At 46.0% G+C, this 20,775-nt stretch carries 15 protein-coding genes; 6 read left to right on the top strand and 9 right to left on the bottom strand.

Annotated elements, in window-relative coordinates:
* Positions 1-690, bottom strand: a 690-nt coding sequence (ilvY, locus tag QVA83_RS08115; RefSeq protein WP_287498336.1) for an HTH-type transcriptional activator IlvY, incomplete at its 3' end; no start/stop codon positions are given.
* 157 nt (positions 691-847) lie between these two features.
* On the opposite strand from ilvY, the gene ilvC reads away from it, so the two are divergent.
* Positions 848-2,326 carry a ketol-acid reductoisomerase gene (gene ilvC / locus QVA83_RS08110; protein WP_014951396.1) on the top strand — a complete coding sequence of 493 codons (1,479 nt, stop codon included), beginning with the start codon at positions 848-850 and terminating at the stop codon, positions 2,324-2,326.
* 129 nt (positions 2,327-2,455) lie between these two features.
* On the opposite strand, the gene QVA83_RS08105 is transcribed toward ilvC, so the two are convergent.
* Positions 2,456-3,703, bottom strand: coding sequence for a multidrug effflux MFS transporter (locus tag QVA83_RS08105; RefSeq protein WP_170826522.1), 1,248 nt, complete (start codon positions 3,701-3,703; stop codon positions 2,456-2,458).
* Positions 3,704-3,843: 140 nt separating this feature from the next.
* Positions 3,844-5,835, bottom strand: coding sequence for an alpha/beta hydrolase family protein (locus QVA83_RS08100; protein ID WP_131137195.1), 1,992 nt, complete (start codon positions 5,833-5,835; stop codon positions 3,844-3,846).
* 617 nt (positions 5,836-6,452) lie between these two features.
* Here QVA83_RS08100 and QVA83_RS08095 point away from each other — a divergent pair.
* A complete protein-coding gene (locus QVA83_RS08095) occupies positions 6,453-8,291 on the top strand; it encodes an autotransporter assembly complex protein TamA (RefSeq protein WP_061486851.1) in 1,839 nt (612 codons plus the stop codon).
* Complete coding sequence (locus QVA83_RS08090; RefSeq protein ID WP_287498335.1) at positions 8,288-12,160, top strand: translocation/assembly module TamB domain-containing protein; 3,873 nt, start codon at positions 8,288-8,290, stop codon at positions 12,158-12,160. Before QVA83_RS08095 ends, QVA83_RS08090 begins: the two co-directional genes overlap by 4 nt.
* Positions 12,161-12,202: 42 nt before the next feature.
* Here the strand turns inward: QVA83_RS08090 and QVA83_RS08085 are convergent, their stop codons facing one another.
* On the bottom strand, positions 12,203-12,823 hold the full coding sequence (locus tag QVA83_RS08085) for a hypothetical protein (RefSeq protein WP_014951411.1): 621 nt from the start codon (positions 12,821-12,823) through the stop codon (positions 12,203-12,205).
* Positions 12,816-13,322: an RNA polymerase sigma factor gene (locus tag QVA83_RS08080; RefSeq protein ID WP_014951412.1), complete on the bottom strand. Its 507-nt coding sequence runs from the start codon at positions 13,320-13,322 to the stop codon at positions 12,816-12,818. The genes QVA83_RS08085 and QVA83_RS08080 overlap by 8 nt, the downstream gene beginning before the upstream one ends.
* Positions 13,323-13,532: 210 nt before the next feature.
* Here QVA83_RS08080 and QVA83_RS08075 point away from each other — a divergent pair, with 210 nt between their 5' ends.
* The gene (locus QVA83_RS08075; protein WP_014951413.1) at positions 13,533-13,808 is read left to right on the top strand and encodes a hypothetical protein; all 276 of its coding nucleotides are present in this window, start codon (positions 13,533-13,535) and stop codon (positions 13,806-13,808) included.
* A gap of 16 nt (positions 13,809-13,824) precedes the next feature.
* Here QVA83_RS08075 and QVA83_RS08070 read toward each other — a convergent pair whose 3' ends face one another.
* The 4 genes from QVA83_RS08070 to proB form a co-directional block, all read right to left on the bottom strand.
* On the bottom strand, positions 13,825-14,727 hold the full coding sequence (locus tag QVA83_RS08070) for a DMT family transporter (protein ID WP_278345527.1): 903 nt from the start codon (positions 14,725-14,727) through the stop codon (positions 13,825-13,827).
* 9 nt (positions 14,728-14,736) lie between these two features.
* Positions 14,737-15,753, bottom strand: a complete 1,017-nt coding sequence (locus tag QVA83_RS08065; protein WP_342351264.1) for a D-2-hydroxyacid dehydrogenase — start codon at positions 15,751-15,753, stop codon at positions 14,737-14,739.
* Positions 15,754-15,756: 3 nt separating this feature from the next.
* Positions 15,757-16,194 (bottom strand): acyl-CoA thioesterase, encoded by a 438-nt coding sequence (locus QVA83_RS08060; RefSeq protein WP_014951416.1) that lies wholly within the window; start codon positions 16,192-16,194, stop codon positions 15,757-15,759.
* A 139-nt stretch (positions 16,195-16,333) separates the two neighbouring features.
* Positions 16,334-17,434 (bottom strand): glutamate 5-kinase, encoded by a 1,101-nt coding sequence (gene proB, locus QVA83_RS08055; RefSeq protein ID WP_282765653.1) that lies wholly within the window; start codon positions 17,432-17,434, stop codon positions 16,334-16,336.
* Between the two features lie 193 nt (positions 17,435-17,627).
* On the opposite strand from proB, the gene QVA83_RS08050 reads away from it, so the two are divergent.
* Entirely contained in the window at positions 17,628-20,090 is a 2,463-nt protein-coding gene (locus tag QVA83_RS08050; protein WP_014980757.1) for a M1 family aminopeptidase, read from the top strand.
* On the top strand, positions 20,080-20,664 hold the full coding sequence (locus QVA83_RS08045) for a DUF6702 family protein (RefSeq protein ID WP_014977821.1): 585 nt from the start codon (positions 20,080-20,082) through the stop codon (positions 20,662-20,664). Before QVA83_RS08050 ends, QVA83_RS08045 begins: the two co-directional genes overlap by 11 nt.
* The last annotated feature ends 111 nt before the right edge of the window (positions 20,665-20,775 follow it).

Raw genomic sequence — 20,775 nt, 5'->3', positions numbered from 1 at the left:
AAGTGCCACCATGCTCACGAAGGCCTCGTTACCGCCTACGTAAGCATACACATTAGGGCGAATACCGTGTTCAGCAAACCAATGATAGGCGGTACGACGGGTTGGTCCAGTTTCAGGCATAATCACCTGATGTTTGGTCCAGTCTAACTGGCTTAGTTGAGTAAGCCGCCATTCTCTTGGAGCAATAAGTACCAAAGGTACATTATCAAGCGCGGTGAAATGTAAATCTGTCGGCATATCAGGGGTGTAGATAGCAATAGATAAGTCGCACTGTTTGCCTTTCACTTTTTCTATCGCAAGGGCAGGATCGCCGGTAATTAGGCGTATATCAACACCCGGGTGCTGTTGCCTGAACTGTCTAAGCATAGCGGGTAAATGGCTTTGACTGGCGGTAACCGAGCAAAATACGCTGAGCTCGCCCTGCAATGCGTCGTTATCTTCTTTTAAGTCGACCTTTAGCTGCTGCCAATCTTTCAGCGCTTGCTTTGAAAAAGACAGCAGCTTGTGCCCACTGTGGGTTAGCGCCACTTTGCGATTATCACGTTTAAACAACGTGCAGCCTAACTCGTCCTCAAGGCGCTGAATAACCCGGCTTAACGTAGAAGGCGACACATACATGGCCTCGGCGGTAATGCCAAAATGTAGGCTGGTAGCTAGGTGATTGAACAGCTGTAGACTGCGAAAATCCATAAACATTTCACTTTATGCAATATTATCTTGCAAATATATCATTTTCCAAAACAAAAGAAATCTTTTAGTCTCAATATCAAGTCGTCATAGACGAGGTCTGTCAACACCAAGGTCGGTGTTTGATATTGACAAAAATGAATGTTGTTCGGAAATTTTTATGGCTAATTATTTCAACACCCTGTCACTTCGCCAGCAGTTAGATCAGCTTGGCCGCTGCCGTTTCATGGCACGCGATGAATTCGCTGACGGTTGTCAGTTCTTAAAAGGCAAGAAAATTGTCATTGTAGGCTGCGGCGCGCAGGGCCTTAACCAAGGCTTGAATATGCGTGACTCAGGGTTAGATGTTTCTTATGCGCTGCGTCAAGCAGCCATTGATGAGCAACGCGACTCATATAAGCGCGCAACCAGTAACGGATTTACCGTTGGTACTTACCAACAGCTCATTCCAGAAGCAGACGTAGTATATAACTTAACACCTGATAAGCAGCACGCTAGCGTAGTCGAAGCCGTTATGCCGCTTATGAAAGAAGGTGCAACGCTAGGTTACTCTCACGGTTTCAATATCGTTGAAGAAGGGCAGCAAATTCGTAGCGATATCACAGTAATCATGTGTGCGCCGAAAAGCCCGGGTTCTGAAGTACGTGAAGAATATAAGCGTGGCTTCGGTGTACCAACTCTGATTGCTGTACACCCAGAAAACGACCCTGAAGGTAAAGGTTGGGATCAGGCCAAAGCACTTGCAAGTGCAACGGGCGGTGACCGCGCAGGTGTACTTGAGTCATCATTTGTGGCTGAAGTTAAATCTGACCTCATGGGCGAGCAAACCATTTTGTGTGGTATGCAACAAGTTGCAGCGGTACTTGCGTTTGAAAAAATGGTTGATGACGGTATCGAGCCAGGATACGCAGGTGCACTTATTCAGTACGGCCTAGAAGCTATTACTGAAGCACTTAAGATTGGCGGTGTGACTAACATGATGGACCGTCTATCAAACCCTGCAAAAGTGAAAGCGTTTGAGCTTTCTGAGCAGTTAACTGATTTACTTCGTCCGCTATTTGAAAAGCACCAAGACGACATCATCAGCGGTGAGTTCTCTCGCACCATGATGGAAGATTGGGCCAATGGCGATGCGAACCTGCTTAAGTGGCGTGAAGAAACCGGTGAAACCGCGTTTGAAAACGCACCGGCTTATGAAGGTGAAATCAGTGAACAAGAATTCTTTGACCACGGCATCTTACTGGTTGCCATGATCAAGTGTGGTGTTGAAGTTGCGTTCGACGTAATGGTTGAAGCCGGTATTTTACCTGAGTCTGCGTACTATGAATCACTGCATGAAACACCGCTTATTTCTAACACAATCGCACGTAAGCGTTTGTATGAAATGAACGTGGTTATTTCAGACACAGCAGAATACGGAAACTATTTGTTTGCTAACGCAGCAATTCCAATTTTGCGTGAGAAATTTATGCCTACCATTGATACCAGCGTTATCGGTAAGGGTTTAGCCGCTACTTCTAATCAGGTAGAGAACAAACGCCTTGTTGAAATTAACGAAGCCATCCGCTCACACGGTGTGGAATCGGTAGGTAAGACCTTACGTGGCTACATGACTGACATGAAGGCCATCATAGGTTAGGACAGTTTCTGTCGTTAGGTGCTTAACTAAGCCCTCTTGCCCGACCATTTTGGTCGGGCTTTTTTATGTCCGTAAGCCTGCTAATAAGTTTCTTACGCAACTGACCACTGCGACACGCCGATACACCTTCTAAATAGAACCTTCACGAACGCGCTCAGCATAGCGTACGGATACGTAAGACAAAGCAAAAAAGACGAGAAATCCCCAGCCGATAGGCATTAAATTTCCATTTAAGAAACTGTCGACGAACAGTGCAACAGGCACCGAGAAAAGGCTAGAAAATGAGCCAATTATGGCCGCGCCTAAACCTGCCATATCGCCAAGCGGCTGCATCGCCATGGCGTTTAAGTTACCAAACAGTATGCCCACAAAGAAAAAGCCTACAAACATAACCGCAACCGTAGGAATTAAAGGCGGCAAGCCGTCGTACGCCAACAGCAACGCTAAATACACAACGGCAAACCCGTTAACCCCTTTAAGTGCAAAACGACAAAGCTTGCGCATCCCAAAACGCATCACCATTTTGCCGTTAAAGTAAGAGGCGAGACCAATTGAAAAAGCAAGCGTTGCAAAGATGTAGGGAAACCATTCACCTACGTTGTAAAACACAGTAAATATGGTTTGCGAAGCGCTTAAATACGCCAGGAATGCGCCAAAAATACAGCCCATAGCAAAGGTGTAACCCATCACTGCTGGGTTAGTGAGAATGAACTTTGACGATGCAAAAAATTGCGCCCATGAAAACTTTTTACGCCTTGCTCTTGGCAAGGTTTCCCCTTGACGAGAAAAAAACCAAATGCCGGCCATGGTAGCCACAATGAGAAACATAGTGAAAATATGGAACCATGAGGTCAACTCCATCACCGTTTGCCCAATAATAGGCGCCAACATAGGCACTAATATAAACACCATCATGATAAACGACATGACTTTTGCCATCGCATCGCCAACGTAAAGGTCGCGAATAATTGCCATAGAGGCTATTCGTGGCCCAGACACCCCAAATGCTTGAATAACGCGACCTACCAGCATGGTCTCCAAATTGGTGGCCATCATGCAAACAAATGTACCTAAGGCGAAAATACACAGGCCCACTAATATAGTTAGGCGACGGCCGCGGCTATCGGAAAAAGGCCCAAAGAACATTTGACCCAGTGCCATGCCTAAAAAGAACACGGTAACGATTAAGTGGGTTTGATGCGCCTCGGCGACCTGTAGTGACTCGCCAATTTGAATCAACGCAGGCAGCATAGCGTCAATGCTCAACGCGACAAGGGATGTCATCGTAGCCATTAGCGCAACAAATTCAACAAGGCCAAGCGCTGGCTTTTGCACAACTGCAGTATCCTCAGATACGCCATTAGAAGTCTGGGGCATAAAGTCTCGAATATGAAATAAAGTGGGGGAAATTAAAAAGGCGCGAAATTAACGCGCCTTGTTGAGTATACCTGAAACTTGGTTAAAAAGCCGCCAGCCAAGCAAAATCTTGTCGTAAATACTGGTGCATTTAACGGGTGTTACTCGGAAGCTGAAACGTTTGCCGTTGCAGCACTCGCTTTACTCGCTGGCCTAAGGTGTTGGTCTAAAAATGCATCCATTTCCTTAAAGAAAATATGACGATTTCGCTGAATAGACAAATTGTGGTCGCCACTTTCAAGCTCTACATATTTGTAGACCTTGTCGTAATCATCTAACTCGTCAGCCATGTAGCGACTATGAAGTGGAGGGACAACTCTATCTTCCTCTCCATGTACCAGCAAAATTGGCGTCTTTATCCCTTTCGCATTGTAGTAAGGCGAGCGCGCTTCAAGGTCATCATAATCATCCCCAATTTGGTTTTTCACAAATTCGTTGTTCAGGAAACGGCGAGAATGAATAATGACGTGTTTAAGTGAACTTACGCCAGCAAAGCTCACCGCACACTTAAACAGATCCGGGGTTTTAACAGTTGCCATCAGGGCGGCGTAACCGCCATAGCTAGCGCCCACAATACACATGTTGTCTTGCTCAGCGTGCCCCTGCTCTACCATCCAGTTTGCCGCATCGGTGATATCATCTTGCATAGCCAAGCCCCAACCTTTCATTTGGCTTTGCGCAAAGCTGTACCCATACCCTCTAGAACCTCTAAAGTTAGGCCTTAGTACTGCATAACCTTTCGACGTAAAATACGCTGTCCAATAGTCGAAACCACTGAAATCTCTTGCTCCGGGGCCGCCGTGGGGATGAATAATGGTAGGAAACGGGCCTTCGCCTTTTGGTAAAGTCAAATACGCTTCGATTTTGATGCCGTCTCTGGCTTCATATTCAATTAACGTATGCTCAGATAATTTTGCCGGATCTATTTGAGCATACTGCTCAAAAAGCATCACTAACGTGCCTTCTTTACGGTCACCCAACAAATAAACTCCTGGTAAGGTGTCTGACTCTGAATAAACAACATATGTTTGTTCGTCGTCGCTAAAGCTGACTAAGGTATTGTCGTAATCAGGAAGACCAGCATCGATACCATTTTGAAGAGCGACGTAACGTTCATCCCAATAATGTCGACCGTCATGGCGTACTCCTATTGCATCTCGGGTAACCGGTGAATAGATAAGGCTACCATTAACATCGTACCCTTCATCAGCATACACCTCTGTTCGCTCATTAGTAGTAAGGTTCAAGGTGTACAATGCACGGAAGTCTCCTTTATAACCTTTGAAATAAAGAATATTTGGGTCTTTTGCAAAGCCAACTGGGTATTCACCCTTGTCAGACATAGCGTTGTAAGCAAATAAGGTGCGCCAATCGTCTCCTTCTTTTAGAAAGACTTCTCGCTCCCCTGTATCGTAATCAAGCGAAACACCTATACGAACGTTATTTTGTTGGTCCGTCATCCAATCTCTAATGCGTTTTTTCCCGCGAATAATGCGACTTACGCCACCATCATTAACATTGATTTTGTAAACCGACGGCAGCCCCAACACCTCAGCGTCTAAGGCAATTAGAATATGTTCTGGATCGTCAGGCAGCCAGTCGATAACGTCATCGTGAAATTGAGGAATGTGGTTCGGGTTACCTGCTCGACGCTTTATTCTCTCCCATTCAACCAAGTTGAATGCACCGCCTTCACCGTCAAACTTAATGCTTAACAACCGTGTGTCGTGAACTTTCGTGGTGCCACGGCGGGTTTCGTAACGAGCGCTAACCACCAGCCGTTCATTGTTCACCCAGTTGTACCAGTTAATTTTTACGCGTTCATTGTCCGATCGCAGTAGGTAGTGCTTTTCACCCTTTTTTAAGTCGTAAGTGGCAAGCATGGCAAACGCTTCTTCTTGCTCAACGTTTTGAACAAAAGCGATTTTTGAGCCATCGGGTGACAGCGACGGAGTCCAATAAGTTGGCAAAGAACTGAATTTTTCGTACTCGGGTTCTGCCTTAGTTTGATCTGCGCCCAGTGTGGAGAAAGAGCAAACCAACAGTAGCAAAGTAACTAGTGTCGTAGGTAAGAGAGCCTTATTAGAAGACATAACATTCCCTTGTTGTTTTTTATTGTTAGTGGAACTTAGCTTAGGCAAAAAACTCGAAGTTAAGTTACACAGAGTATACTCACTCATGCCCATATGTACAAAAACAAAGCAATACTAGGCTCTATGTTAAGTGAGTGGATGTGCCAGATATGTTCTGAAGAAGGGCATTCTAGTCAGGAAAATACGTTGAATGCATTCTATACCAATCCGCATAGATCATTACCCACTCAGCGAGAGTTAAAATGTTCGTAATCGCGGCGTGTTACCGCAGGTATAGTGGTCTACATCAAGGTGACACAACAAAGAGTACGGACATTTTAAACTCGCCCTTCGGGAAGGTCTGGCAAGCTTCCTAGCTTCATTCTGGGAATTTGAAAGGGAACAGCCATTCCTGCATTCCCACGCTTTGCTAGGAAACTTGCCAGCGCCTTCTGAGTGGGCAATTATCTATGCGGATTGGTATTATTTACCGACGTCAGCGCAATTATTTGATCTCTCGTCGTAGTTTGCGGATACAAATTGCAAATGTGGTATCATTAACCACAGACATAATATGGATTTTACCATCAAGCGGTAAGCTTCACAGCCCAGCGTTACCTTAAGGACTTAGCCTTTTCATGCCTTCGATTTGGAGCGGGCTTGCCAGTTTGCAAGACCATCTTTTCCGACAATTTATGTTCAGAATCACCAAAGCAGTCCGAGTTTTGGTGGGCAGTACATTGTGCACGCTAGCGTGTGCTCTCTTTACTTTTTCACATGCCCAAGACCCTATTTCCTATAACATTCAGGGCGTAGAAGACGACAAACTGCGTAATAATATCCGCCTGCATTTAAACAGTCTCGACGTGGAAAAATCGTTGCTTACTGACCCTTACTGGCAAGATGAGGTGGGTGAAACGGTAGCGACAGCGGTTCAACCCTATGGTTATTACAACAGCGAGACCAAGGTAAGTATTGAAGAGGGCGACAAGGTTACAGTGAATGTTGCTTTGAATGCGCCGCTTACCATAAATAAGGTTACTCGCGAAATAATAGGTGCAGGACGTGAAGATAAGGCTTTCAGAGAACGTTTTAATTCACTAAAGCTTAAAGAAGGCGACGTGTTAAACCAAACCATTTACGAGTCGTTTAAGTCGTCCATGTTTAACTACGCCTTATCTAATGGCTATTTTGATTATTTTTGGCAGGCGACGCGTCTCGACCTAGTGCGTGACGAAAAACAAGCAAACGTACTTTTGATTGCGCAAAGCGGGCCCCAGTACCAATTTGGAGAGCTAAAATTTATTGGCGATGACAAGGCGAAAGCCATCATTGAGCGGCTAAAGCCGTTTAAAACAGGCGATGCGTACTCTTCATCAACACTTGCCGATTTCAACAGAAGCCTTAATCAATCTGGGTATTTTACCCGCGTTATTGCACGCCCGGTTGTAAGTGAGGCTGATGGTTTGCTGGTACCGGTTGAGGTATCGTTACTTCACAGACCCACAGACGCATTTAACGTTTCTGTTGGCGCAGCCACTGACACGGGCCCACGGGTTCGCTTAGGATGGGAGCGTCCTTGGGTGAATAGTAAAGGGCACTCTGTTTCATCTGATATTTTCATTTCAGCGCCAGAACAATCGGTGACTGCCGACTACCGTATACCGATGAGAAACATAACGCGGGATTACGCGAGTATAGAGGCGGGTTACCAATTTATAGAGTACAGCAACACTTCCTTTGAGAGTGAAACCTTATCTTTGTCTGCACACCGTTACTGGCAACATGACAATTCACCATGGCAACACGATGGCTCGGTGACCTATCTACGTGAAACTTATGATCAAGGGGAATTGAGTACAAACACCACGTCCCTAGTATTACCCGGGTACTCGTTAACCTATCGCGATAAAGACAGTGAGCTCAACATTAATAATGGTACCTACCTTCAAATGCTCACTCAAATAGGCAGAGAAGGTTATGGTTCTGATATCGATTTTGCCAAAGCCGTGGTTGAAGCCACGCTTATCCGTACCTTTAACAATGTGCACAGAATAACCATACGCGGTGAAGCTGGGGTTATTAAAACCAATAGTTTTGATGAGGTGCCAACGTCGTTGCGTTTTTATGCAGGGGGCGATAAAAGTGTTCGCGGCTTCGACTATCGCGAAATTTCTCCGACAGCTGAAGTCATTGATCCAGAAACAGGAGAACTCATTGTTGACTCTATTGGAGGGAAGTACCTTGCAACATCGAGTGTAGAGTATGCCTATCAAGTGGCAGATAATTGGAGAGTGGCAGCGTTTGTTGATGCAGGTACAGCAACAAACGACACCAGCACAACGCTGACATATAGCGTTGGACCTGGTGTACATTGGCTTTCACCAATTGGTCCAGTCAGACTTTACGTGGCAAGAGGCTTTGCGCCAGACGAGAATACATGGCAGTTACATATTTTGTTGGGGCCTGAGCTATGAGAAAACGTACGCTTTCGGCCATTTTACTTTCACCGGTTCTTATACTGGTCGCGTTGTATGCCGTTTTGATAAGTCCCTTAGGCGGCCCTACCGTTAAGTTACTGGCCAACACGTTTGTTGAAAGCCTCTCCATCGATGCCATTGACGGTGGGTTTGCTGACACACTAGAAGTGCATAATGTGGAGTGGGAAAACCCGCAATGGAAGGTGTCCGCACAATATGCCTACATTGATATTACCTGGCGTTGTTTGTTTGAGCCTAGAGTATGTGTCAATGAAGTCACGCTGGAAAACGCTACGCTTACACAGCGCTCAAACGCGCCTGACTCTTCCGATGATGCACCTGCAGGTGGCCAGATTGAATTACCGCTGCCTATTGATGTTGGGTATTTAGCGCTAACGAATATCAAACTTGCTCTACTTACGACAACAGTAGAAATTGATGAACTAGAGCTAACCGATTTTGAAGGAAATAGCGACCTCATACTTGACAGCATCGCCGCGAAAGGTGTTCGCATTGCTCTGCTAAACCAAGATGAAGCTGCCAGCTCTTCACCGGCAGCCATGACCAATGCATCGGAAACTAATAGTGAGCAGCCTGCTCCCAAAAAAGAACAGGCTCCAAGTGCTGATAGCGCTTTGCCTACGTCATACTCACTAAGCTACGACGTCCCCGAACTACCAAATATAGCTACCCCTATTCCTTTGTCTCTTGGTACTTTTTTAGTAGAAGATCTACACATAATTCAAGGGGAGAGCAAACAGCACATTTCACTCATCTCGCTGTTAGAGGCTCACTTTAAGGACAGCGATGTCGCTATTGAAGAAATGACCGTTGTACATGAACAAGGTGAGGTGAAAGGAAAAGCGAGCGCAACACTTGACGGAAACTTCCCATTAAATGTGGCTATTAACGCGAAAACGAAGCTTGGTGACACACCACAAGAACTGAGTGTAGCGGCCGCGGGGGCGTTGGACGATTTAACGCTGTCAGTTGTTGCCAGAGGCGCGGTAACCGCAAACGCTAACCTAATGGCCAACATTCTAGACAGTAACCTTCCCATAGAATTCACTGCGAACTGGCAAAAACAAGCCATACCGACACTGGAAAACACTACGCTCAAAGAAGGACAGTTAACGCTTTCCGGCACCATGGGTGATTACGTACTTAAAGGAGCAGGCGCAGCTACATTGCCTGACATTGGCAATGTACCAGTATCACTTGATGTGGTGCTGAAAAAGAACAATATTTTTGTTAATGAAGCCAATATAAACGCTTTGGATGGGAGCTTAACCAACACTGGTACCCTTTATCTAAATGAAAGTATCGCGTGGGAAGGTAAGACAACGCTTAAGAATGTATCAGGGCGGCAATTCAGCACTTATGCGCCTGAAAAAATTAGCGGAGAAATAGACAGTATATTGCAATACTCTGAGCGCGGCGGATTACACATGAGCCTAAGAGATATGACTGTCTCGGGTGTACTTCAGGGCAAACCGCTTCAGGTGAAGGGGAATGCGGTTTATGCTGGCCCCAGCGACTTATTCGTTACTAACGTCAATATCATTCAAGAACACGAGCAAGAGCGAAACACGATACGCGCCATTGCTCAGGTACTGAATAAGCGTCATTTAAATGCAAATATTGCGATAAACGTTAACGCTATTTCAAGCCTATACCCAGAAGTGACAGGTGCGGTAAGTGGCAATATCACAGCCGCCGGTCCTTGGCAAAATCCAAGTGCTAACGGCACACTCGCCCTATCTAATATCGCTGTGTCACCCAATTTAAATGCCTCTGCCGCGCAGCAAGGACCAATGAACGGCGAAATCAAAGTTAACGGTACCTATCGCGACCATACCGCAGATATTGACCTAGCTGTGCCCAACAATAATATTGGGCTGTCTTTAAAAGGTGCATGGACGAACAATCACTGGGTGGGGGAAATTAGTGATACCGCATTGAAGCTCGCTAATATGCAGTGGACGCTATCAAGCCCGTTCAGTGTAGATATAGGCACCTCACCTATAACGGCTAAAATAGGTCAGCACTGTTGGACCTCTCGAAAAGAAGGTGAGCTGTGTATTTCAAACGTGAATTATCAACAAAACAAAGCCAGTTGGGATATCAGCGCGACGGCGCTGCCCATCGGGTTGTGGGCGAACGAGTTAGCGCCTACTGTTGTTTCAAGTCCCTCACAAGCAACACTTACCGTAAAAACCAAAGGCAGCTACTCAGCTAACGACCCAATCGATGCTACATTTACTGCGTCTATGAGTTCTGCGCCATGGCAACTTGGTGAAACGCGCCCGCTAACGCTCACTATTAACTCCATAGAAACTAAAGGAGAGATAAAGCAGGAGCAGTTAGCATCAACATCTGTGATCTCAAGCCAAGATGTCGGGGATGCAACACTAACCTTAAATACCCGTCCTTTCGAATCGCGTATACCACTTGATGGTAAACTAGAGATGCAAGGGCTTAATGTTGCACCATTCAAACCCCTTTCCCCTGCTATCAGAACCCTTACAGGAAAGTTAAACGGGAACGTATCGTTGAGTGGTTACATTGACGACCCTACGCTTAACGGTGAATTGACGGTTTCAAATGGCGCTATCGATATACAAGATACACCTGTGACACTGGCCGATTGGAATCAAAAAGTATCGCTTAATGGTCAAACCGCTGCACTAGACGGCACCTTCTTACTAGGCGGAGGAAAAGGGGCGTTAAAAGGCGAGTTAGACTGGTCATCCAACCCCAGTGCGACATTTAATTTAAAGGGAAACGGTTTCGAAATTCGTCAGCCAAACATTCGACTCAAGGTATCACCGAATATCGATATCGCCGCCACAAAAGAAAAAGTGGACGTGAGTGGCGAGATAAATATTCCTTGGGCGAGAATTGAAATAGAGTCGCTACCTGAGAGTGCTGTTTCCCCATCAAAAGACGTGCACCTGCGTGGCGAACCGGATAGAGAGGAACCGCTAGATATCGTCCACGCTTCGGTATTGGTCAACATCGACAAAAACAAAACCGAAGAAGTAAAACTCGAAGCGTTTGGCCTTACTGCAAGTTTATATGGTGGCATTCGCGTAAACACTCAACCTGCACTTGTGGGCTATGGTGACCTTCAAATTTTAAATGGTCGATACAACGCTTACGGACAACAGTTAATTATTCAAACCGGTGAAGTACAATTTAACGGCCCCATCGACCAACCTTTGTTGCTGGTCGAAGCCATCCGCGACCCGGCTAAAACCGATGACGACGTAATTGCAGGTATCCGAATTGATGGCGCGGCTGACTCGCCGAGTATTAACCTGTTCTCTGAGCCTGCGATGGATCAACAGGGCGTATTGTCATATCTACTTACAGGTTCTGGACCGAACTCGGGCACACAAGATTCTAACTACGCTGCGCTGCTGGTAGGCTTTGGTTTATCCAACACCAAAACCCTGACAGGACAAGTAGGAAGCGCGCTAGGTATTGATGATTTTAGTTTAAGCACTAACGAAGATTTACTGTCGGTAAGAGGGCAGATTAACGAGCGATTATCTGTGGAATACAATGTAGACGTTGGTCTAAGTAACAACGACGCCAATAGCACGCTACGACGCAGACAACTACCGCCTGACTTGGCGGTAAAATATCAGCTTCTACCTAGTTTATATTTAGAAGCCATTCAAACCACACTGGAAGACCAATCTGAGTTCGCGTTAGACCTTTATTATGAGTTTTTCTTGGGTGATAACAGAACCCGTAGAGATAGTGATGAAGACGACAGTGAAGCTGACGAGTCCAATGAAAGCGCAGAGCAAGATCTGAAAGATAATGTGAGCACTCCGAGCACAAGTAATAACAATTGAGCGCTCAAAGTCAAAACATCGTACTTTTGCACTCATGCGCCCTTAACGCTGCTGTGCCATCTTCTCAAGCGTTTCGAGTTGACGCTCAAAACGCTTTTGTCTTTTGCTCGCCCACACATACCACACTATCATCACAACGCTCATGGACGTCATAACTATAGCCATCTTCATAACTTTCTCTGGGGTAAGCTCCCCATAAAAATAGCGCTCCACCAGAAAGGCACATCCAAATAACACTGCAGTCCATGTCGAGTGTTTAGTGATTACAGCAATCTTAACGTTATTCTTAATTTGCTTTATTAGCTGCGTTAGGTGGTCAGCGGTTTGAGTGTCTTTTGAAAATGCGGCCACTCTTCTTAACCACAGCTGATAAACAAGCAGGGGAAGAGCCGTGACCAGCATAAAAACAAACATCGCGTGGGCGACAAAAGTGAACTTTTCCCAAGTAACAACTAGCAAGTAGATCGCTGGGATAAACGCTAAGGAGTCAACCAACATATACCAGCGTTGCTTGGTTCGCTCGCTGCTTAAACTGGCTTTTACTTCAGAGAGGTTGATAGTCGTAACTGGCTGAGCTTGCCATAGCGCAGAAAGGCCATCATTTTGCGCATCGTCTACTGATACGGGCGGGTTCGTTTGATTCTCATTATCTGAATTATGCATGCGGTTGCTCCTGCATGATACTTTGTTTGGCGCGCTTTAATATCACACCAACATGATTTTTAGTCAGACCACAGACGTCTGCAATTTCATCGTAACTTAAGCCTTCAAGAGAAAGCGTTAGCACTTGTCTTGACTGCAATGGAAGTGCCCGTACCGCGCGAAGTAGGCGTTCTAATGACTGGTGTTGACTAGACATTTCCTCTGGTGAATGGGTAGTACTCACGAACCTGTCAGAGCCCAAATCATCGTGGTCATATTGATGGGTATCGAGACGCTTCACTTGATTTGCTACGTGAGTAACTGCGCGGTTATGAGCTATCTTCAAAATATAGGTTTTCACGCTGCTATCGCCCTTGAAGCGAGACAGCCCCTGCCAGACGGCAATAGCAATTTCTTGCAATAATTCTTGCTGCATCGCTTCGTTTGCTTCATAGCTGTTGGCTACACGGCTCAGTATTGCCCCGTATTGCGCAAAAACATCTTCAAAACCCTGCCCCAACGTCACATCCCTAATCACAAAAACTGTTGTTATTTTATTGTGTTACTTCTATCAGTCTGCCCCCACGAATTTTTATTACAAACTTTTTTCGTCAATGCTGTAATTTTTTTAAGCAACAAACGACTAGTTAAAACAGTAAGTGCAGTAACGTGCGTTTAGGGCATTTTCCCTAAAAGCCTTCAACCTTGAAATTTGGATTAGGAAAAAATTATGTCTACGTTAAGTATAGTTTTGTTAATTGGCAGCCTGACGTCGCTTGTGCTTTTGGCAAGCTACTTAGACGCAAAATTTCAGTGGCGACTAAACGACTGGATGAACGGCGAGTGCAGCAACCCGTTCGTTAAAAGCGTGACCGACAAACAGCAGCAGCGTTTAGAGGAAAAAGATGCGCAGATTGAAGCTTTGATGGCGCGAATCGAAACCCTTGAAACCATTGTTACCGAGCCTGCTTACGAACTAAATAAGAAAATCAACGCGCTCAAATAAACGGTTTTACCAGCTCCTAGCTCGACACCGGTGGGCGACGCATAAAGCGGGGAACTTTCCCCATTGCAATGGCGTTGCCTACCAGCACAATGACCACCCCAACCACAGATAAAACGCTCCAGGTATAGCCTTCGAAAAAGGTGGAAATAACCAGTGCAACCATGGGGTATACCAAGACCACATATGCAGCCTTGTCAGCGCCCATTTGCTTTAACAGTTTCATGTACGCGCCAAACGCAAACACAGAACCAAAGATAGCCAGATAAAGCAGCGACAGATAGAACTCGGTATGGGTAGGAATGACCAACTTACCCGGCATTGCCAGTGAGGTGATGAAAAGCAGCATCATGGCATAGCTCATGGCATAAAAGTTCATTTGGATAACAGGCGTACCCGAGGTCAAAATACGCTCGGAGATAACGTTACCTGTTGAGGCGCAGAAAAAGCTGACAAACGCTATAGCGAGGCCGGTAGCAAGCGCCGCATCCATGGAGACTTTGGAAAACTCCGGCACAAACAAACACACAATGCCCAGCAAGCCAAATGTAGCACCTATAACCACTTCTTTTCTTATAGGCTCTTTAAGCCACCATCGCCGAAGCACAACATTAATGTAGATAATACAAGAACTCATCAGGGCTAACAGCGCGCTAATTATGTGCGCTTGCGCCATATACAGCAGCGTGTAATTTAAGCTGTATAAAAAGAGACCGACTGCGGCCATTTTCACATGAACATGTACCGGTAGCTTAAGCGGCAAACGCCTAATAACACAGTAAATCCCTAAACAGGCCGACGCCAATAAATAACGCAGCGCAATGGCAAACGTTTCAGAGGTATGCCCTATTTGGTAAGTGATGGCTATCCAGGTTGAGCCCCAAATCAGGCAGCACAGAGCAAATAAGGTTGCGTTATTCATAGCGGTGTTCTAGCCCTGGGAAGCTGATAAACAAGAAGATAAGTGGGCAGATAAATGGTCGATAGCACTATCTAGCAGTTTTTGCCTAGCGCCATTACCAATCCACGCATTATGCGGCGTTACCAGCAAGTTAGGTAGTGCCTCTTTAAGCAATATATGATCAACAGGCGGAGGCTCGACACTTAATACATCTAATCCCGCGCCACCAATTTGATTGTTTTTAAGCGCATGATAGAGTGCCTCCTCATCAATCAAACCGCCGCGAGCCGTATTAATGAGAAAAGCGGTTGGCTTCATCAGCGACAACGCCTCGGCATTAATAAGCTTGTCGGTGGCTTCAGTAAGCGGGCAATGAAGACTTACCACATCGGCATTTGGTAAAAGCGATGCAAGACTTGGACGAGGGTCATCTTGTTTACCTGGGCGAGCAGCGATACTCACCTGCATACCCATAGCCTTAAACAATGCCTCTACACGCTTGCCAAGCTCGCCATGCCCAACAATTACCGCATGCTTACCCGCCAATTCCACCACGGGATGATTGAGTAAACAGAAATGAGAAGAACTAGACCATGCTTGGTTGCGCATATCGCGCTGATACGTCACAAAATTGGTGGCCAAATTCAACGCCAAGGTCAACGTATGTTGAGCAACGCTATCTGTGCCGTAGCCCTCTACATTTTGAACGGTAATACCAGCCTGTTCGCAGTAATCACGGTCGATATTGTTCATGCCGGTCGCAGTTACACCAATATAGCGAAGCTGACTGGCCTGCTGTAAATCTTTGGCTTGTAGCACGACTTTGTTAACCAGCACAGCATCGGCATTTTTAATGCGCTCGGCAACGTCTTCGGCTTGAGTTTGTTGATGAAGCGTAATCGCGGCGTCGAAATTGTTTTGTACGTCATCGAGTGAAGAGGTATCAAGACTGGGCAAATCCATGGTTTCGGCGTCTAGAAAGACAACCTGCTTTTTTTTGCCGTTGCTCATCGCTTGTGATGCATTGTGTTTCGTCATTTTTACCATGCTCTACATTACTTCGACAATCGACTCTAACGCTGTTTTCACATTAACAGGAATAGGAATGGCCTTGTCGGTTTTTCTATCTACAAACACATGCACAAATTGGCCATGAGCCACGCGCCGCTTATTCTCTCCGGCATAAACTGATAGACCATAAGTCACTGAACTTCTTCCAATTTTGATAACGCGCAATCCTACAAAAATGTCTTCAGGGTAGGCTGCCGGAGCAATGTACTGACACTGACTACTTACCACATAAGCCACGGATTGCCCGTTGTGTATATCTAGTCCACCTTCTTCAATTAAAAAGCGGTTTACCGCGGTATCAAAGAAACCATAGTACACAACATTGTTGATATGTCCGTACGCATCATTGTCTTGCCAACGCGTGGCGATAGTGACTTTGTAAGGGTAGTCGGCAAGTGTAGGTGTGATATCAGTCATGATCGTCCCTTAGTGAATAAATGTATCGCTTTGTTGTTGGCGCAAATAATGAAAATCGATGAACGACTAACGCCAATTAATGTTTAATGTTTAATGTTTAATGTGCGGTAGTCTATTGCAGCGATTCTTTTGAGTAGCGCTATGAGTAAAGCACCATATCGTCACGGTGAATGGCAACATCGGTTGTTTCATAACCTAACACACTGGCAATTTCTTTCGACTTTTTCCCTTTTATAAGCGTTAAGTCTTTTGCGTTATAAAGGCAAAGCCCCTTGGCAATAACTTCGCCATGGCACACCACTTCAACAGCGTCGCCTTGTTCAAACAAACCGACGACATCAACAATACCCGATGGCAGTAATGACGCGCCTTTTCGCACTAACGCCTCTTTCGCACCGCTATCAACTTCTATTCTGCCAGCGGTTTTTAGAGTATGGGTAAGCCACAGTCTGCGCGCGCTGGCGGGAGTGCTACTAGCATTGAATAGGGTTCCCGGCACTTTACCTTCAAGTAACGCATCGAAGGTTTCGCCTTTTCGCCCGTTGACAATAAGAGTTTGAATACCGCTACTGGTGCACTTGTCTGCCGCTTCAATTTTTGTGCGCATGCCGCCAGTTCCTACCGCTGTTCCAGCGCCGCCGGCAAGGCCGTAAATAGTGCTGTCTATTTTATCTACCTGTGGAATGAGTGTGGCGCTGGCGTCTTTTCTTGGGTCTGCGGTAAATAAACCGTCGATATCTGAGCAGATAATGAGGGTGTCTGCTTGGGCGACCAGGGCAGTGTAAGCACCCAAGTTATCGTTGTCACCCACTTTAAGTTCATTCACTGCAACCGTGTCGTTTTCATTCACAATGGGTAACGCATTGTGATTCAAAATTTCGCGCAAGGTATTTTTAATATTTACGTAGCGGGTTCTATCGCGTAGATCATCCGCCGTTAACAATACTTGTGCACAGGGAAAGTCGAAAAAGCGCTGCCAGTTGGCCATCATTAAATTCTGGCCAATCGCAGCCATGGCTTGTTTTTCTGCAATAGATGCGTTGTGACGAACCTTCACTTTGCTGCGGCCCGCGGCAACACTGCCAGAAGAGACAAGAATAATTTCTTTGCCAGCTTCGCGACTAGCAGTAATAAATCGAGCAAGAGACAGTAAATAACGCCCACTACACTCATTGCCTTCAGGAGCAATAAGTGCACTGCCAACTTTTATAACGGCACGTTGCCAATTAAAACGGTTCATAGGGGGAAGAAAAAAGAAAACAAGAGCTTAAGAATACGACAGTTAAAGCGCGAAACAAAACGATCTGTTACAGTTTTTTTGCGTTAAAACATGGTTAGTTTACGGTCAAAAAATTGGATTGTGACAGGCATACTTATATACTAGGCGGTGTTATCTTATAACAATTCTAACTTACAAGTTGCAAGGAACCTGCATGAGCACCGCAAAACGACACTTTTTCTGGCTAGCGCCAGTGTTGTCTATGCTGATTTCTCTTCCTAGTACCGCCGCTATTAAACAAACTAAAGGCGATTTCGAAGATAAATTCCGTCAGCTGGACGAAGTTCTTCCTACTCCAAACGTATACCGTAACGCCGCTGGTGAGCCAGGCCACCAATATTGGCAACAACAAGTAGATTACGATATTGACGTAAAGCTACTTGAAGACAAACGCCGCATTGAAGCAAGCGAAACCATTACTTACCACAACAACGCGCCAGACACGCTTAAGTACTTGTGGATCCAGCTTGACCAAAACAAATTCCGCGACGATTCAATGTCTGCGCTTACTACCACGTTTGGCGGTATCGGTAACCGCGGGCCGGGTACGCAAGCTGCTAGCGGCGATGCGCCAGCTAAGCTAAGCATGGGAGCATTGCGCCGTCAGCAGTTTGTTGACGACAACGAGCTGGGCTATACCATTTCTCGAGTTGAAGACAAAGCGGGCAATGACTTACGTCACACAGTAGTTGGCACCTTAATGCGTGTTGACTTGGCTCAACCGTTGAAGCCAGGCAGCAAAGTTACGTTTGATATCGATTTTGCGTTTAACATTGTTGAAGAAGACGCTGTTTCAGCACGTGCAGGTTACGAGCATTTCCCAGATGACGAACGTGAAGGCGGTAACGACATCTTCTTGCTAGCACAGTGGTTCCCACGCCTAGCGGCTTACACCGACTACGAAGCATGGACCAATAAAGAGTTTATTGGCCGTGGCGAGTTCACGCTAGAGTTCGGTAACTACGAAGTAGATATTACGGTTCCGGCTGACCACATCGTATCGTCAACGGGTGTGCTTCAAAACCCGAAAGACGTGTTAACTAAAACACAGCGCGACCGTCTGAAAAAGGCAGAAAAAGCTGACCGTATCGTCTTCATCGTTTCACCAGAAGAAGCAATTGAGAACGAAAAAGAAGGCACGACTAAGCTTAAAACCTGGACCTTTAAGGCAGAAAACGTACGTGACTTTGCATGGGCCTCTTCGCGTAAATTTGCGTGGGATGCGCGTGGTTATCAGCAAGGCGGTGACACTCAACCATTGGTAATGGCCATGTCTTTCTACCCGAAAGAAGGTGGCGAGCTATGGCAGAAGTATTCTACAGAATCAATCATCCACACCATGGATGTTTATAGCCGCTTTAGCTTCGATTACCCATACCCAGTAGCCCAATCAGTAAATGGTCCAGTTGGCGGCATGGAATACCCCATGATCACCTTCAACGGCCCGCGTACAGAGCTTCGTGACGATGGTTCACGCACGTACTCGCTTGCTGAGAAACGTTTCCTTATTGGTGTGGTTATTCACGAAGTAGGTCATATCTATTTCCCTATGACAGTTAACTCTGACGAGCGCCAGTGGACATGGATGGATGAAGGTCTGAACAGCTTCCTAGACGGCGTTGCCGGTCGCGAGTGGGATCCTACGATCCCTTGGGGCGTTGAGCCACGTGATATCACTGGCTATATGAAGTCTCAGACGCAAGTGCCAATTATGACCCAGTCTGACTCAGTACTTCGCCTTGGCCCAAATGCCTATACCAAGCCTGCAGTAGCGCTTAACATTCTTCGCGAAACTATTCTTGGCCGTGAGCTGTTTGATTTCGCGTTTAAAGAGTACGCGCAGCGTTGGATGTTTAAACGTCCTACACCATCAGATTTCTTCCGTACTATGGAAGAAGCGTCAGGCGTTGACCTAGACTGGTTCTGGCGTGGTTGGTTTTACACCACAGACCATGTAGATATTAGCCTAGACAGCGTATACAAGCTTCGTTTAGACACTGAAGATCCAGATATCGATTTTGCTCGCGAACGTGAAGCAGAAATGGAAAAACCGAAGTCACTTACCGACCTTCGTAATAAAGAAGAAGGCAAAAAGCTTTGGGTAGATCGCTTTGAAGATATCAGTGACTTCTACGACGAAAACGATCGTTACACCGTAACTAACAAAGAGCGCAACAAGTACAAGAAATTCTTGAAAGATCTTGAGCCTTGGGAGCGTAAAGCGTTTGAGCGTGCGGTGAAAGAAGACAAAAACTACTACGTGCTAGATTTCAGCAACAAGGGTGGGTTGGTGATGCCAATCATTCTTGAACTAACGTTTGAAGACGGCACGAAAGAAGAAATGCGTATTCCTGCGGAAATCTGGCGTCGTACACCTAAAGCCGTAAGCAAGCTTATTGTTACCGACAAAGACAAAGAGCTGGTAAGCGTAACCGTTGATCCGCACTGGGAAACCGCAGACGTAGATGTGGAAAATAACCACTACCCCCGTCGTATCATTCCTTCGCGTATTGAAGCGTATAAGAATAAGCCGCGTAACACTTACGAGTACCGCGACCTTATGCACGACTCAAAGACCGAACTGAAAACCGACGACGAGGACAAAGATGACGAATAAGTTGTCTTTGGCTCGCTTGCAGCAGAGCGCTCATGCTCTGCTCGCAAGCGTAAGTGCATTCGCAATTACGGCTGCGCTATTAGTTAGCGCAATGTCGTACAGCACTGCAGCCCAAGCGCATCAAATAAAAGCAGCAATTACCACGGTACTGTTCAATCCTAGAACAGAAAATATTGAGGTGATGCACCGCTTTAATTTGCACGATGCTGAACACGCGGTTAAGGCATTGTTCGACAAGCATGCAGATATTATGGACGATATAGAAACGCAGCAACAATTCGCTGATTACGTCGCCCACCACTTTGCAATTTTAAATGCAGCAGGCGAGCCATTAAAGCTTGCTGATGTTGGCTTTGAAGTTGAAGGTAAGCACTTTTGGGTTTATCAGGAAACTGCTGAGCCGCCTGTACTTGAAGGCATTAAAATTCGCCATGATGCATTGCGTGACTTGTGGCCAAAACAAGTGAATACGCTAAATGTAGAAGGCAAGGGTGATATCAAAACCCTGACCTTTGCTGATAGCGTAAATTTGCTGGAAGTAAGCTTCAAAAGCCAAAATAGCGACCATCACTAATACCTAACGGTATAAGTTTATGAAAGCCCACCCGCATTCCTTGTCAAACGGCAGTGATTGCGGGTGGGCTTTTTTGTTTACGTGCTTCACGGTGTTCTTGTAGATAATGGA

Origin of the sequence: Alteromonas sp. AO-Serp (genome assembly GCF_017849675.1) — a bacterium.
Taxonomy (GTDB): domain Bacteria; phylum Pseudomonadota; class Gammaproteobacteria; order Enterobacterales; family Alteromonadaceae; genus Alteromonas; species Alteromonas macleodii.
This window is presented reverse-complemented; position numbering and strand designations above follow the sequence as displayed.